The organism is Pseudomonas sp. DW-iso17, from assembly GCF_058725345.1.
Genome location: NZ_JBZXEA010000011.1, coordinates 527,449 through 543,550, shown reverse-complemented (window position 1 = coordinate 543,550; position 16,102 = coordinate 527,449). Strand labels below are relative to the sequence as shown.

Annotated in this window: 9 protein-coding genes; 2 read left to right on the top strand and 7 right to left on the bottom strand. The window is 60.2% G+C overall.

Features of this window, described 5'->3' with window-relative positions; genetic code table 11:
• Window positions 1-47 precede the first annotated feature (47 nt).
• Window positions 48-950, top strand: a complete 903-nt coding sequence (locus AC4PS6_RS10380) for a homocysteine S-methyltransferase family protein (protein WP_014720545.1) — start codon at window positions 48-50, stop codon at window positions 948-950.
• 115 nt (window positions 951-1,065) lie between these two features.
• Here AC4PS6_RS10380 and AC4PS6_RS10375 read toward each other — a convergent pair whose 3' ends face one another.
• The 3 genes from AC4PS6_RS10375 to AC4PS6_RS10365 are packed head-to-tail and all read right to left on the bottom strand — an operon-like array spanning window position 1,066 to window position 2,829.
• Window positions 1,066-1,737, bottom strand: coding sequence for a GNAT family N-acetyltransferase (locus tag AC4PS6_RS10375; RefSeq protein WP_014720544.1), 672 nt, complete (start codon window positions 1,735-1,737; stop codon window positions 1,066-1,068).
• 10 nt (window positions 1,738-1,747) lie between these two features.
• Complete coding sequence (locus tag AC4PS6_RS10370) at window positions 1,748-2,194, bottom strand: GNAT family N-acetyltransferase (protein ID WP_014720543.1); 447 nt, start codon at window positions 2,192-2,194, stop codon at window positions 1,748-1,750.
• Window positions 2,191-2,829, bottom strand: a complete 639-nt coding sequence (locus AC4PS6_RS10365; RefSeq protein ID WP_014720542.1) for an FMN-binding negative transcriptional regulator — start codon at window positions 2,827-2,829, stop codon at window positions 2,191-2,193. Before AC4PS6_RS10365 ends, AC4PS6_RS10370 begins: the two co-directional genes overlap by 4 nt.
• 87 nt (window positions 2,830-2,916) lie before the next feature.
• Here AC4PS6_RS10365 and pdxR point away from each other — a divergent pair, with 87 nt between their 5' ends.
• Window positions 2,917-4,455, top strand: a complete 1,539-nt coding sequence (gene pdxR / locus AC4PS6_RS10360) for a MocR-like pyridoxine biosynthesis transcription factor PdxR (RefSeq protein WP_336827108.1) — start codon at window positions 2,917-2,919, stop codon at window positions 4,453-4,455.
• 4 nt (window positions 4,456-4,459) lie between these two features.
• Here pdxR and AC4PS6_RS10355 read toward each other — a convergent pair whose 3' ends face one another.
• The 4 genes from AC4PS6_RS10355 to AC4PS6_RS10340 form a co-directional block, all read right to left on the bottom strand.
• Entirely contained in the window at window positions 4,460-9,082 is a 4,623-nt protein-coding gene (locus AC4PS6_RS10355; protein ID WP_336827107.1) for a dermonecrotic toxin domain-containing protein, read from the bottom strand.
• A 149-nt stretch (window positions 9,083-9,231) separates the two neighbouring features.
• Window positions 9,232-13,830: a hypothetical protein gene (locus AC4PS6_RS10350; protein WP_492180781.1), complete on the bottom strand. Its 4,599-nt coding sequence runs from the start codon at window positions 13,828-13,830 to the stop codon at window positions 9,232-9,234.
• A gap of 139 nt (window positions 13,831-13,969) precedes the next feature.
• Entirely contained in the window at window positions 13,970-15,061 is a 1,092-nt protein-coding gene (locus AC4PS6_RS10345; RefSeq protein ID WP_019818144.1) for a polyamine ABC transporter substrate-binding protein, read from the bottom strand.
• Window positions 15,058-16,092: a histone deacetylase family protein gene (locus AC4PS6_RS10340; RefSeq protein ID WP_020302826.1), complete on the bottom strand. Its 1,035-nt coding sequence runs from the start codon at window positions 16,090-16,092 to the stop codon at window positions 15,058-15,060. The genes AC4PS6_RS10345 and AC4PS6_RS10340 overlap by 4 nt, the downstream gene beginning before the upstream one ends.
• Between the last annotated feature and the right edge of the window lie 10 nt (window positions 16,093-16,102).

Sequence of the window (16,102 nt, the reverse complement as noted above, 5' to 3'; positions counted from 1 at the left end):
CGACTCTCATAGTGAGTTATTTTCATAAGCATATGAGTAAAAAGCATATGGGCGCAGTAAGCACAGTAATTCTCGATGGTGGCATGGGCCGTGAACTGCAACGCCGTGGGGCGCCGTTCCGTCAGCCGGAATGGTCGGCACTGGCCTTGAGCGAAGCGCCGCAAGCGGTGGAGGCGGTGCACGCGGCCTACATCGACAGCGGCGCCAATGTGATCACCAGCAACAGTTACGCGGTGGTGCCGTTCCATATCGGCGAAGCGCGGTTCGCCCAAGAAGGGCAGGCGCTCGCCGCCCTGGCCGGTGAGTTGGCGCGACGGGCGGTGCAGGCCTCCGGTAAAGCCGTGCAGGTAGCCGGCTCACTGCCGCCACTATTTGGCTCTTATCGCCCAGATCTGTTCCAGGCCGAGCGCGTCAGTGAGTTGCTCACCCCCTTGGTGAACGGCCTGGCCCCGCATGTCGATCTGTGGCTGGCGGAAACCCAGAGCTCAATCGCTGAAGCACGGGCGATCCATGCCGGGCTGCCTAAGGATGGCAAGCCGTTCTGGCTGTCGTTTACCTTGAAAGACGAAGACACCGACGAGGTGCCGCGCCTGCGCTCCGGCGAACCGGTGGCGGACGCAGCCGAGGCGGCGGCGCAACTGGGGGTGCAGGTATTGCTGTTCAACTGCAGCCAGCCGGAAGTGATCGGCGCGGCGATTGACGCTGCCCGCCAGACCTTCGACCGTTTGGGTGTAGCGATTCAGATCGGCGCCTACGCCAACGCTTTCCCGCCGCAACCCAAGGAAGCCACGGCCAACGATGGCCTGGACCCGTTGCGCGATGACCTCGACCCACCCGGCTACTTGCAATGGGCGGCCGATTGGCAAGCGCGCGGCGCTAGCCATCTGGGTGGATGCTGCGGCATCGGACCGGAGCATATTGCGGTGCTGGCGCAGCGCCTGACCGACTGATTCACCGCTAGTCAAACCTGTGGGAGCTGGCTTGCCTGCGATGGCATCAACTGGTTTTGCCTGATACACCGAGGTGTCTGTATCGCAGGCAAGCCAGCTCCCACACATGTGAGTATTAACCCCGACACTCTGTGAGTGTCTTCAACTGGCCCGACCCACTCTGGTTCGCCTGCGACAACCACGCCTCAAACCCGGCACCGACCTTCGGCCATTCCGAATCCAGGATCGAATACCACGCCGTATCGCGGTTCTGCCCTTTGACCACCATGTGCTGGCGGAACACTCCTTCAAAACTGAACCCCAAGCGCTCGGCTGCGTACTTGGACCGCGCGTTGCCGTTGTTGCACTTCCACTCCAGCCGACGGTAGCCCTGCTCGAACGCATATTTGGCCAGCAGGTACACCGCTTCGGTGCTTTTCGGCGAGCGCTGCATCGGTGCGCCGAAGGTGACGTGGCCGATTTCGATACGGCCTTGCGCCGGGACGATGGACATCAGGCTGAGGATGCCCTGAACCTGGCCCGTTGCGCGGTCGATCACGCTGAAAAAGTACGGGTCGCTGTGGGCGGCGTGGTTGTTCAACCAGGCGTCGAAGGCACTGCGCTCGGTGAACGGGCCGTAGGGCAAGTAATCCCACAGCTTCGGGTCGGCCCCTGGGCCTTCAAGGGCTTGCCACAGTTGATCGGCATGGCGCGCCGGGTCGAGCTTTTCCAGGTGGATAAAACGCCCTTCAAGCAGTTGCGCAGTCGGCGCCGGGACGCCTTTCCAATCAGCGAGGGAAGTGATCATGCTGTGCTCCTTAAAGACCTTTGCGAAATTGGATGAAGCCTGGGCGTTCGGCGATGCGCTCGTAGAGTTGGATCGCGGTGGCGTTGGTCTCGTGGGTCAACCAGTGCACTTTGCAGCAGCCATCGGCCTTGGCGGTGGCGTAGACGAATTCGATCAGCTTGCGACCTACGCCCGTGCCACGTTGGGTCGGGTCCACCAGCAAATCCTGCAGGTAGCAGGAGTTCTCGATGCTCCAGTTGGAGCGATGGTAGATGAAGTTGACCATGCCCACCGCCTTGCCGTCCTGCCAGGCCAGTGCCGAATGGGTCGGCTCGCGGGGGTCGATCAGGCGTTGCCAGGTGCTTTGGCTGACGGCGTCCGGCAGTTCGGTGTTGTAGAACGCCAAGTAGGCCTGCCACAGCGGCAGCCAGGCGGCTTGGTCGGCGGCTGTAACCTGGCGAATGTCGATCAAGCTCATTCTGAAACTCCTTGGGGAATAAAGCGGGCGAGGGTCTGGTCACGTACATCGGCACTGGCGGCCAGGCCGTCACGCACACCGGCCATGTCGGCGGCGCTGCGGTTCTGGCTGAGCTTGCGTTTGCCCACCAGGCGCTTGATCGGCAGGGCAAAGCCGACGATGGCCTTGAGCATGCCGTCAATGTAGTCCGCCGGTGCGTCGCTGACACGCCAGGGTTGGGCGCGGCCGCTTTCATGGCGGTCGGTGAGGGCGGTGACCACCTTGAGCAAGCGCTCGGCGTCGCTGAATACCGCAGGCGTGCCATAGGCGTGCACGGCGATGTAGTTCCAGGTCGGGACCACTTTGCCGTGCTCGGCCTTGGCGGGGTAAAACGCCGGGCTGATATAGGCGTCGGCACCGGCGAAGATCACCAGCGCTTCACCGCCATTTTGCAGCTCGCGCCATTGCGGGTTGGCTTTGGCCAAGTGACCGTACAGCGTGCCATTGGGCCCTTCATCGGGGTTGAGCAGCAAGGGCAAGTGGCTGGCTTGCAGGCCGTTTTCACCCACGGTTACCAACTGCGCCAGACGGGTGTGCTGGATCAGTTGCTGGATTTCGGGCAAGTCATCGAGAGCAAAGGCGCGGGGTGTGTACATGGAGATTTTCCTTGGCGAATGCCTGCATCCTAGGCAGGCTATTGGTTCGTTGTAAGAGCCATCTAGCGCTATTTTTATAGGTCCAATATGCCGCCTGTTTCGCCACCGTTGTCCTTCAACCCCGCCGGTATCGAGCTGGACCGCCGCCAGGGCCTCACGCGCCAGCTGTATGAGGCCCTGCGCCAGCGGGTATTGGATGGGCGATTGGTCAGTGGCACGCGGCTGCCCGCTACCCGTGATCTGGCGGCGGCCTTGTCGATTTCCCGCAACAGCGTGGTGCGCGCCTACGATCAGCTGTACGCGGAGGGGTTTATCGAAAGCCGGGTCGGTGATGGCACCTATGTTGCCCAATTGCCGATGGCCGAAAAACTATCCACAAAAGTATCCACAGGGTTGTCAACAGGCTTATCCCCAGGCTTATCCACAAAATGGGCGAATATGCCCGAGGATTTAGATGACGAAGTTATCCACAGCGCCGGTTTGGCACGGGTAAAAGACCATCATCTGCCTCAGCCGCCGTTGGGACCGCCCCGGGCATTTCGCGTGGGCGTACCCGCCTTCGATCTGTTCCCGTTTGAGGTATGGGCCAAGCTGAATGGGGCGTTCTGGCGCAAACCCGACCTGGAACAGCTGTGCTATGGCGACCCGGCCGGTGACGGTCGCCTGCGCGGTTTGATCGCCGCGTACCTGCGCAGCTCGCGCGGCATGCAATGCACGGCTGAACAAATTGTGATCACCAGCGGCGCACAGCAGGCCATTAGCCTTTGTGCACAGTTGCTGGTGGAGACTGGGGATGGCGTGGCGGTGGAAAACCCTGGCTATCGCGCGGCCGGCCATGCATTCGCTTTGGCCGGCGGGCGACTGCATGGCGTGCCGGTCGACGGCGAGGGCATGGATTGCCAGGTGCTCAGTACCCTCAATGATTGCCGCGTGGCGTATGTCACGCCTTCCCATCAGTACCCGCTGGGCGTGGTGATGAGCCTGGCTCGGCGCCTGGAATTGCTGGCCTGGGCCGAACGTTCAGGCGGTTGGATCGTGGAAGACGATTACGACGGCGAGTACCGCTACAGCGGCGCGCCGCTGTCACCGTTGGCCGCGCTGGATCGCAGTGGCCGCGTGCTGTATGTGGGCACCTTCGGCAAGGTGGCGTTCCCGGCGTTGCGCCTGGGTTATCTGGTGTTGCCACCGGGCCTGGTGCAAGCCTTCACCCGGCGCCGCGCCGTGGACGTGCGTCACTCCGAAGTCAGCACCCAGGCGGTGATGGCCGAGTTCATGGCGGCGGGGCACTTCCAGCGCCACATTCGTCGGATGCGTCGCGCCGCGCTCAGCCGGCGCAATGCGTTGTTGGCCGGATGGCCCACCGGGTTGCCCGGGGTCGGCGCGTTGCCAAATGCCGCGGCGGGTTTGCACATCACGGTGCGGGTGGACAGCCTGGCCCGGGAGCAGGCGTTGCTCGCTCAGGCCCGTGCAGTGGATGTCGAGATCAATGGTTTGAGCAGCTATTGGCTGGCTGGCACACGCCCGCCACCGGACCAGCATGCTGGCCTGGTGATGGGGTTTGCCGCCGTGCCGGAGGCGGCCATTGCGCAGGCGCTGGCGCGTTTGCGTCAAGCGTGGAAGGCGTAGCCGATCAGTTCTTGAAGAACAGCGACTTGGCCAGTTGCTCACCGATACTGCGGCGGTGGATTTCTATGATGTCCCAGTCACTGGGCCCGGTACGTTGGTGGGCGCCGCCGAGCCGATGTTGTTCGCGGGTCTTGAGATGATCCTTGGTGAAATTCTCCAATGCAGCGTTCTTGGTTTCATAGTGAAAGTGCGCGTACCACAGCGCCGTGCCATTCTCGTTATCGCGAATCTCGTACTCGTCCAGAAAGTCCTTTCTGGGCCCCTTGAGGGCACGCCGAGTGATGACCTTGACGATGGTGATCAGCCCCTGGCTGTGCAGCCAGTTCACCCGTTCCGCGGTTGGGGGCTGGCGCTTGATCATGTCGATGTAGGTTTCTTTGCCCTGCCGATAGAAACGTTGTGCCGCGTCTTTGAGATGACGATTGGTCACAGCAGCGGAGGTATGTTCGCTTTCTGTGAGATTGCGCTGGGTCAGTGCTTCTTCGATGTTCTTCGACGCGTCTTCCAGCGTCTTCGCATAGTCATCGAACATATCTTGAATGTCTTGCGGAGCATGCCAGGGCTTTGTTGAGAAACCCTTGTATTTGCGAATTTCGGCGTGTTCGCCCTCCAATAGCGTTTGCCCAGCGTTGATGCTGGTGTCCAGGTCCACCGAAACAGGCACGGGTGGGTGCAGCGCAGTTTTGTGCCGTGTGACCCACACCCCTGGCGACTTTTCATGGAATGTGGCGATCACCTTGCCGGTCATGCCGGCCCTGACGTCTACCAGGGAACTGTCGGTTTCACGCGGTTCACCCATTACCAAGCCGTGATGGCGTGTTTTGATTACTTTGCGCCGCGGGCGGGGCTCGGTCTTCGAGCTGCCGGGCTTGGGCTCCAGGGCTTTCTTCGTTCGCAGCAATTGCGCCAGGTCGTGCACGGCCCTTTGGCTGAACTCGCCAATCTGTTGGCGGAAACTTTCCAGGCGGCTTTTGTGCAAGTGTTGTGGGTAATCGGCGTGAAGATCGAGCAGGCGCTGGTCGGCACTGGAAAATTGCTCTACCAGGCTGTTGAGTACATCGATGCGCTCATCCAGCGATGCGCCATTACCGCGTTCCACAATCTCATTGAAACTCTCGACGTTCAGTTCGGCGCTATCGACGATCTGGCCCATCCGCTCGCGCAGCGTGGCGGGGATCTGGCGTTGCTCTTCATCGATACACAAGTAGCGGCCCAGGATGATCTCCAGGGATTTGAGTTCAGTGAGGGTCAGCTGTGGCAACTCCCCGATGGTTTTACGAATGACGGCTGCACCCTCATCTCCCAATGCTCTGAGATCGTTGAAACGGTCGTTGATGAACTGCAGGCGCTTGATGATTGCCTGGTTCAGGGTGGACAGGTCTTGGGCGCTGCGAGCCTGGTTTTTATAGTCGATGTCCACCTCGGCGTCGAGGATTGGGGACGACGACTTCAGGGCCTCCCTATAACTCATCACTTGTTGCTCCAAAGCGATCTGAGTCAGTTGCAATTGCTGTTTCAGGTAACCGCTCATAGTGCTCTGGTAGGTGGGCACCGTGTCGATGATGCTCAAGGACTTCAGTTGGCTGATCGCTTCGTCATACGCCGCCAGCCGGCTGTCGACTTTACCGATGAACGTTGTACGTCGCAGGTCCGTGGACGGGCCAGGGGCAGCGTCCAGCGCAGGCTTTGCCTCAAGCACGTCCAGCTGTTGGCGGGCGGCGACCGCGTCGAAGGCGTTGAGTTGAGTCATAAGTGCCGCAATGCGCGCCGGCTGATCGATCTTGACCGCACGCCGCCGGTTTCGAAGACCGCCGCCGCGTAGCCGCAAACGGACATCGACAAACCATTGCCCCGCGAGGTTGCCGATCAGCGGTGGGCCGGTACGCGAAGGTTCCTTCGGGTCGATGATGACGACGCTGTCGTTGTCATCCACCGTGACCTCGAACCAACGCTCGCTGACCGGTGCGTACCACTTATCTGCAAGCGGATAGAGATTGAGATGGTGACCGGGGTTTTTATTTTGTTCACCGAGTTTTTCGGGCTTGGCGACCTTGAAGCTGTCGAGCGTCTTGGCCAGTCCGAGGCGGCTGTGACTGAGGGCTCCGCGAGTGTGCACGGGGCCTTGATGCTTGGCTGAAAGTTGGCTGTCGGAAATAGTGGCCTGTTGGACTGAAGTAAATGTCTTCTCGGTAACGGACGGCCTGCCTACCGTTTCAATCGTCGTTTTCGTGGGTTCAGTGCCGACCCTGGGGGAAGCGGATCGCTTGGACGCTCGAGGGTGGCGCAGGGCGATGTGCAGCGTTAGGGCCATGCCGAGGTTGAGGAAGACATCCACCAACGCTGTCCAGGAGGCGGGCTGGTCACTCTTGTTCACGGCCTCCTCAGCGGCCTGCAGGTCGTCCATGATTTGCCAGACCCAAGCGGCGATGCCAAGGGTGCGGCCCAGGAAGGGCAGGGCGGCGTTGAAAATTTGCCAGCCGGTCTGTCGAAAGGTCGCCCAGCGTTTCTGTACGTTGGACACCGACTGGCGTGTCGCCAACTCGACCATGGCATTGGCGTTGGCCTTGAACAGCGTGGCAAAAATGTCATTGCCCATTTCTTCATCGCTCAACGTCACCGGGCCACTCATGTACAGCACGGTGAGCGGTTCGACCAGTGCGCGCACCACGGTCCAGGGCGAAGGAAGGGTGTCGGGGAAAACGTATTGGGCGTAGTTGAATCTTTGCGGTTCAGGTAGCCAGGCCAACACCGACTCGCGCAAGGAGCGCTCATGTTTGATGGCATAGAGCAGGTTTTGCCGCGACGCAAATTGCATCAGGGCCGGCTCCAGCAATGGCCGATAGAGTACGCAGGGACCGTTGCCGGAATGCTTCGGGCCAATCACGAACATATTGGTGACCACGTCTTGCTCAGGCCCGGGGCGCAGACTGGGCACGAAGGCCAGGCGGCGGATGACAATGGGGTGCCCGTCGACACGGCGCGCATGTTCATCGGGATGCATGACGGCGGCGACGTAGCGATAACCCAGCTCATCGAAGCCGCCCTGGCTGCGGATTTTCATCTGCAGGGCCAGCAACGGCAGTTGAATCTGCAGGTGGCGGATGTAGAGCTGTTGGCGGTGACTCGACTGGGTGGGGTCATCGAGCAGTTGCTGTTTGACCAGCGCGGGGTAGCGCTGACCGATGTCGATGTCCTCGATCACGTCTTTCAGGTAGCTGTAGGTCAGCCATGCGGGCACGTCACCGCCCCTGCCGTTGTAGTGCACTGTCACGTTGCCGGTGGGCAGGCCGGTGAGGTTTTCCAAGGCCAGGTCGATCAGGCTGCGTCGTGTGGTGTCCACGGCTCCGGGGACGATAAACGTGCCCCACAGCACTGGGCTCTCGATAACGATTTCGATGTTATCCAGGTTCAGGCGCGCCCCCGCTTGGGGGGAGCGGATAAGGTTTTGCAGCTGTGTCCGGGCGTAGTCACGAATGGCTGGAATGCCGTCCTGAAACGTTTCGCCGTGATAATGGCTGTGCAGTTGGGCCAGGTTGATCATATAGCGGCCGTAGGCGGCGATATCGGAGTCCGTTGCCGAAGCCAGCCAGTCTGGAAGTTGTCGGTGAATATCGCGGATATTCGACAGCTGTTGATCGCTCATTTCTTCGATACTGGGCACGATGCGGGCAACCGTGGTCGCGGGCACCTTTGCTTCGGCCAGGTTACCCAGGCCGGATTCGCCATAACTGCCTATGGCGTAGATTTGCAACGAGATCAGATTGCAGGCCAGCGTATCGAAGAAGTTGCCGTCGGGTTCATACAAGCGCCATTGCAAGGTGGCGTCGCTGGCGGGCGCACTCATTCGCGCAGGCAGCGCGGCACCCAATTGTGCCAGTGACTCGAACGTTTCATACCCGCTCACCAACGAGTGCGTCAGGATCATCGGGCGATTGGCGTGCTCGCCCACCAATACGGTGATATCCAGGAAGCTGGCATGGGTGGACCGGCCGGCTTCAAGAATGTCCACGTCGACCAGGTACGCGTGGGTCTTGTAAGGGTCTTTCAGCGAGCGTCTGGCCAGGTCGGGTTCCTGGAAAAATGCACGTGCCATCGCGCTTTCGTGCTCACTCAGGCCTTGCTCTTCGGTGATGTTCCACACCTTCCTCAGTGTGCTGGATAAGGATTGCCAGCGCGGACCGGTGGTGCCATTGGACGCGTTCCAGAAGTCCAGTTGCTGTTCCTGGAATGCAGTGAACAGCAGGTCGGATAGCTCGTTGATCAGGCGTGCGATGGCATCGATTTTCACTGCCAGATGCACAGGAATCAGAGCGTACGGCTGCAAGGTGAGGAAATGTTGGCCGTCGATATAGGTCACTCTCTCGCTGGACAGTGCCTGGCGGGCCAGCACTGAGGTGAGCGATTCGACAGTGGCCGGCGCACGCACGACGTCGTCGCCGACCACCACCCATTGAGGGCTGACGACCATGGCCAGGTCGGGTTCGATATCCAGCGTGGGATATAGCGCCTTGATAGCTGAGCGCAATGCCGTTGCGGCCACTTCGCGGATAGTGGGGCCACTGGTTAACTGGGTCAGCAGTTCATAGGTAGTAGGTGGACGGTGATTGTTGACAGTGTCATTGGGCATGCGCAGCTCCTTTGCATTCAATGGCCCGTACGGGCTTTAAGGAACGCGCAAGGTAGCGAGCGACGTTACCGCAGGGGTGGTAGATACGTCGCGCTGCGGCTGGCTGCGGTCATGAGTCGAGGGCGCGAACGCCCCCGCCTCAGGGGGAGTCATTTCACCGTGAAAAACAACCGCCGGGCCTGGTCTAGATTGATGTCACTGAGATACACCGCGGTTTTCTGCTTCTCGCCAAGGCCGTTGAGGGTGTCGGACTCCGCGCCACGGGCGTGCTCCTGCGGGGTTTTCAGGCGCGCGCGCAGGAATGCCTTGGCGGGCACCCAGTCGGTTGAGTAATGAAAGTGGGCATACCACAGCACGCTATGGTCTTCGCGGTTGTGGATGGTGTACTCGTCCAGATAGTCCTTCTCCGGGCCTTTGAGCCGTCGCCGCGTGACGGTTTTCTTGATGACGACCTCTTGGTTTCTCAGCAGCCATTCCAGAGCATGCACGGTGGGTGGATGCTTTTTGAACAACAACGACTTGTAGCGTGAAGCCTCCTTGTAGAGGGCTTGGGCCGCCTCGTTGAGCTTTCTGTCCACAAGCGCAGCCGAGTCCTTGTGGCTCTCGGTTGCGTTGCCTTGGGTGAGGGCCTCTTTAATATTCGAAGACGCCTGTTCCAGCGCCAATGCGTGCTGGTGAAACAACGTTTCTATGCCGATGGCCGTGCGCTCCGGCTTGGCCGCTTGTTCGGCGGTCCGCTGCTTGAAAGTCTCCAGTGCGTCCAACAGGTCCTGTGCCTGTTTGATGCGGGTGGCAACGTCCACGACAACACTGGGTTGTGTTTCGGCGGGCGTTACGCGCTGTACCCAGACGCCTGCGGGCTTTTCGTGGAAGGTCGCCATGATGTCCTGAGTCAGTGGAGATCTGATATCTACCAGACCGGTTTCCTCGCCTGTTGCTGACAGGCGTGGGTCACCGACCAGCACACCGTTGTAACGCGTATAAATGACTTTTTTCCTGGCTTTAGGCGGGGTCGGCGGCGGAGTTGGCCGGTTTCTGATGGCGTCCCGGTCACTGTGCAGCAGCTCCAGGTGGCCAACGGTTTCGTTGTAGAAGCTGCGGATTTTTTCACGCAGGCGCGTAAGGGGGGTGGTCAGTGCAACGTTGGTAAATTCCGCTGGAAAGTCCTGCAGGCGTTCATCAAGGACATTGAACTGTTCGACCAGGCTGCCCACGGTTTCGATGCGTTCGTCCAGACGCGACTCGCTGCGTTCGAACAGGGTTTCACGCAAGGTCTGAATCGACAGATTGGCGCTGTCGACAATACGGTCGATGGCGTTCCAGGCATCCGGAGCCGTGGTCATGCTGTTTTCGTCCACGCACAGATTGCGCGCCAGGGTCACTTGCAGGAACCTGAGGTCGCGGGCCGTGTAAATCGGCAAGCTTTTGCGGTGTTGGCAGATAGCCTTGAAGCCGGATCGCCCCATCGTTCTAAGTTGAGCGAACCGCGACTCTGTGTAGTTCAGGCGTGCGATCATGTCCTGGCTCATCTCGGTCAAGGTTTGGGCGTCCTCGATATGACGCTCCTCGGGATGGCTGGCCTGGCGCTCAATCTGGTCCAGCACGGTTTTAAGCTTCGGTGTGAACGTGACTTGAGCTTCGCGTATACCGGTTTCCGTCAGGTCCAACTGGGCGCCGACGTAGCGCACGACTTGCTCTTGATAATTCGCAGTCGGGGCAAACACATTCAAGATCTTGAGTTGTTGCAGCGCCGTTTCGTAGTTATTTCGCTGGGCCTCGAGCTTTTGCAGGTAGATCTCACGGCGGGCATCGGCCGAAGTGCTGGCCTGGGGGTCCTCCATCTCAGCGCGGGCCGCCTGTATCTCCAATTGCGTGGCGCTCTTGTCTCGCTCAAATTCTGACAATCGCCGCTGGGCTTCCACTGCCTTGACGTCCGCTTCGGATTTGGACCTTTGCTGTTGTTTTTTCGGGCCGCCGCCGCGCAGACGCAGACGCGTGTCGATGAACCATTGGCCCTGGGCGTTGTGAATCAACGTCGGGCCTGTGCGCTCCGGTTGCTTGGGGTCGATGATGACCACTGTTTCATCGTCATCGGTGTTCACCTCAAACCAGCGCTCCCCCACGGGGGCGTAGTAGCGCTGTGCATGCCGGAATAGGTGCTGGTGCTGGCCTGCCGCGTTTTCAGCGGGGCCCAGGCCGTCGGGCTTATTGATTTTGAAGCTGTCGAGCAGGGTGGCAAGTTCGCCAGGGGCGCGCTTGATTGCGCCACTGATGTGCAAGTGAGGTGAATGTTTGGACGCCAACGCCTGGGTCAGGGACGGCTGTTGTTTGACGGTGACGTCCGTGGCGCTTGTCGGCTGCGGCAGGGTTGGCTGGGCCTTGCGTGGGTAGCCTGGACGGTGGCTGCGGCTGGCGACATGCAGGGTGATGGCCATGCCAAGGTTGAGCAGGACATCGGTGAGCGCCGACCACTCGGCTTGCTGCTCACCGTGCTCCTGGGCCTCGATAAAGTTTTGCAGTTGATCGACCACCTGCCAGATCCACACCGCCGTGCCCACGGTACGACCGAGAAAGGGCAGCACGGCGTTGAATATCAGCCAGCCGGCTTGCTTGAACGTGGCCCAACGGTTTTCGGCATTGGAAACCGATTGCCGATCCGACAGTTCGATCAAGGCATTGGCGTTGGCTTTGAACAGAGTGGAAAATCGGTCGCCGTTAAGCACTTGTTCACCTAGCGCCATGGGGCCGCTCATGGTCCATAGTTTGTCAGGCTCGATCAGGTAATCGGCCACCTGCCAAGGCGTAGGTAGTGCGCCGGGGAATACGTAATTGGCGTAGTCGTTACGCACCGCATCCGGTAGCCAGGCCAGTACCGACTCGCGCAGGGTGCTCGATTGCGAAATCCCATAGATCAGATTGGTCGGAGTCGGGAACTGCATCAGGGGCGGTGTGAACATCGGTCGATACAACAGGCATGGGCCGGCCGTCATGTCCTCGGGGCCGATCACGTACATGTTGGCAACGGTGTCCAATGTCGCTTCCGCGCGCCGCAGGGGCCGAAACGCCAATGGCCTGAGCACAATGGTTTGCCCGTCAACCTGGCGGTCAGTGGCCTCGTCTTGTAACACCGCCGCCACATAGCGGTAGCCTCGCTCGTCAATGCCTTCTTGCTGGCGAATCTTGGCTTGCAAGGCCTGCATAGGCAGTTGGATACGCAGGTGCTGGCTATAGAGGGTTTTACGGCGTAATGACTCCTGCGGGTCGTCCAGCAGTTTTTGTTTGATCAACGCGGGATAGGCACTGCCGATATCGGCATCGGTGACCAAGTCTACAAAATAGCCAGAGGTCATCCATCCAGGCAGGCTGAACCCCTTATCGATCTCGACAGATCGATTGCCGGTCGGCAGCGCAATCAGGTTTTGCAAGGCCAGTTCTACCACGCTCAAAGAGGTGGTTTCGAACTGACCCGGCACCACGAAGGTGCCCCAGATGACCGGGCTTTTCACCGTCAGGCGGATTTTATCCAAGGGAACGTTGGCGCTGGCAGGATGATCCTTGATCATTTGCGCCTTGATCACCTTCAACGCGTAAGCCTCGATGGAGGGAACGTCGTCGAGGTAAGAGCGGCCGGCGTTCTGGTTGTGCAGGGCGGCGAGGTCCTTCAAGTGCCGGGCAAAGAAGTTCTGGTCGGCGACGGACGCCTTCGTCAGCCAGTCGGGCAACTGGTTCTGATACCAGGCAAGCCCTGGGCCCTTTTCAGGGGCAAGCGGGGCGATGGCTGGCGGCGTGCCGAGGACGACATCGGCGTTATGGGTCTGGCGCAGGTCCGAGAAGTCGATTGCACCCACGGCCTCGACCAGCACGGACACCATTGCGCAGGCCTGATGATCAAAAAAGTCGCCATCAGGCTCGAACAGCCGCCAATGAATTTCCTGGTTCGAAGCAGAGGCTGGCAGGTGCAACGACAATGAATTGCCCAGGTGCTCCAGCGAAGGAAATTTTTCATAGCCCTTGAGCAGTGAATACATGAGGATCGAACGCTGCCCTTCATGTTCGCCGAGCAGTACCGCGATCACCACTTCATTCTGGTGCGTCACGTGGTCAGCGTCGACGCGGTCGATATCGATCAGGCAGGCCTTGAGGTTGTAAGGGTCTTTGCCCTTCCTGTCGGCTTTATCGGGGTGGGTGAACAGGGTGCGCGCCATGGCGCACTCGGTGGCGCTCCAGTCGTCTGCGGTCTCGACATTCCAGACTGCCCGCAACATGCTCGACAACTCGTGCCAATGCGGGCCGCTGCCGTTGGTTTGATTCCAGTAGGCGACCAACTGTTGCTGGAAGGCCCGCAGCATGACAGGAGCCAGCAGGTTGAGGGTTTTGGCGATTTCACAGATACGCACGGGCAAGTGAACCGTCGGCTCGACGATCGGTTGCTGGGTGAGAAAGTGTTCGCCCTCGATGTACAGGGTCGGCACTGACAGAACTGCCTGTTGAGCGAGGATGTCGCTGAGTGCCTGATATTCCGTGGGCCCCGCGACAATCTCGTCGTCAATCAGTCGCCAGGTCGGCGTGCCGACCATGGCGATGTCCGGGTTGATATCCAGCGTCGGGTACTGTTCCCGAAGTGACTGGCGCAACAGAGCCGATGCGGTCTCCCTGAATGAAGGGCCGACATAGAGTTGGGTGAACAGCGCTGAGCGCTCATCCAGCCGTTTGGCGTTCGTGTGGTTATTTGCAGCGGGTGAGGTCATAGAGTGGCTTCCCTGTCTGACCGGTTGATGGAGATAGCCCGAGGTATAGGTTCGGAATTTCCATGCTAGGGCTCGGCCAGACAGGTAGGCGGTGCTTACATAGGCCTGCTGTTAAATGCACGTACGCCAGTACAGCGCTTCACCTCCCGGACTTAATCTTGGTCCAGGCCCTTGTCCTGGCGCGTTCGGCTTTGCTGTCCAGGGGTTTGAGGGTGTAGAGCGTGGTCATGGCCGTGTCGGTCGGGTACAGGTTGGGGTTGTTGCGTATGGCCGGGTCGACCCGCTCGGTAGCGTCCTTGTTCGGGTTGGGATAACCGACAAAATCGCTGACCGGTGCGATGACGTCGGGTTGCAACAAATAGTTGATGAAGGTGTAGGCGTCGCCCGGATTTTTAGCGCCCTTGGGAATGGCGAGCATGTCGAACCAGATCGGCGCGCCTTCCTTGGGCAAGCGCATGTCCACGGTCACGCCATTCTTGGCTTCCTTGGCGCGGTTGGCGGCTTGGGAAAAACTGCCGGAGTAGCCCACCGCCACGCAGATATCGCCGTTGGCGATGTCCGCCATGTATTTGGAGGAGTGAAAGTAGGTGATGTACGGACGGATCTTCATCAACAGCGCTTCGGCCTTGTCGTAGTCCTTGGGGTTGCTGCTGTTGGGGTCCAGGCCCAAGTGCTGCAACGCCAGGGGCAGGATCTCCGAGGGCGAGTCCAGCAGTGCGACGCCGCATTGCTTGAGCTTGCTGATGTTCTCTTCCTTGAAGATCAGGTCCCAGCTGTCCACGGGGGCGTTGTCGCCCAGGGCCGCCTTGACCTTGGCTGGGTTGAAGCCGATCAGGATGGTGCCGTACATGTAGGGCACGGCGTATTGATTGCCGGGGTCGTTGGCCTCGATCAGCTTCATCAGTTTGGGGTCAAGATGGTTCCAGTTCGGCAACTGGCTGCGGTCCAGGGGCTGGAACACACCGGCTTCGATCTGCTTGGCCAGGAACACGTTGGAGGGTACCACCACGTCATAGCCGGAGTTGCCGGTGAGCAGTTTGGCTTCCAGGGCTTCGTTGGTGTCGAAGATGTCGTACACCAGCTTGATCGACGGGTGCTGGGCCTTGAAGTCTTCCAGCGCCTTGGGCGTGATGTAGTCGAACCAGTTGTAGACCTTCAGGGTTTTTTCTTCGGCCTGGGCTGCGCCGCTGACAACCACGGCGCACAGGGCGAGCGACTTGAGTATGTTCATTGGGCTGCTTCCTCGAAACCTTCCAGCACGTTGACGGCGTTGATGCCGATTTCCTCCACCGCGTAGCCGCCTTCCATCACGAACAGCGTGGGCTTGCCCAGACGGGCAATGCGCGCGCCCATGGCCAGGTAGTCCGGGCTGTCGAGCTTGAACTGCGAGATAGGGTCGTCCTTGAACGTGTCCACGCCCAGGGACACCACGATGATATCGGCGGCGTAGCGCTCGATCTCGGCGCAGGCCTGTTCCAGCGCCGCGCTCCAGGCCTGCCAGCCGGACCCGGCCGGCAACGGATAGTTGAAGTTGAAACCAACGCCGGCGCCCTCGCCATGCTCATCGGCGTAGCCAAGGAAGAACGGAAATTCTGCCTCCGGATGGCCGTGAATCGAGGTGAACAGCACGTCGCTGCGCGCATAAAAAATCGACTGCGTGCCGTTACCGTGGTGGTAGTCCACGTCGAGGATCGCGACCTTTTTGCAGCCTTGATCAAGGAATGCCTGGGCTGCGATGGCCGCGTTGTTGAGGTAGCAATAACCTCCCATCAAATCGCTGGCGGCGTGATGCCCCGGCGGGCGGCAAAGGGCGAAGGCACTGTGGGCGCCTTGGGCGATGGCGGCCTGCGCGGTAAGGGCCACTTGCGCCGCGCTGTAGGCCGCTTGCCAGGTGCCGGCGGTGATCGGCGCGCCACCATCGAAACTGTAATAGCCCAATTGGCCGTGCAGGCTGGTGGGAAGCACACGGCGCAACGTACGAGCGGGCCAGGTGTAGGGCAACAGGTCGCCGTCCTGGCCATACTCGGTCCAGCGTTGCCAGGCGCCTTTGAAGAAGTCGAGATAGTCGCGGCTGTGAATACGTTGCAGCGGCGCCAGGCCGAAGTCCTGAGGGGCCTGCACGGGGCCCAGTTCACGGTCCTTGACCCGTTGCAGCACGTGATCGGCACGCGAGGGCATTTCGAAGCAGGGCATCAGTTGCCCGTCCATCAGTTCACAGCGGCCATGGTGCAGGTGGTGATCGTCCGAGTAGATCGTCAGCATTTGTTGTTCT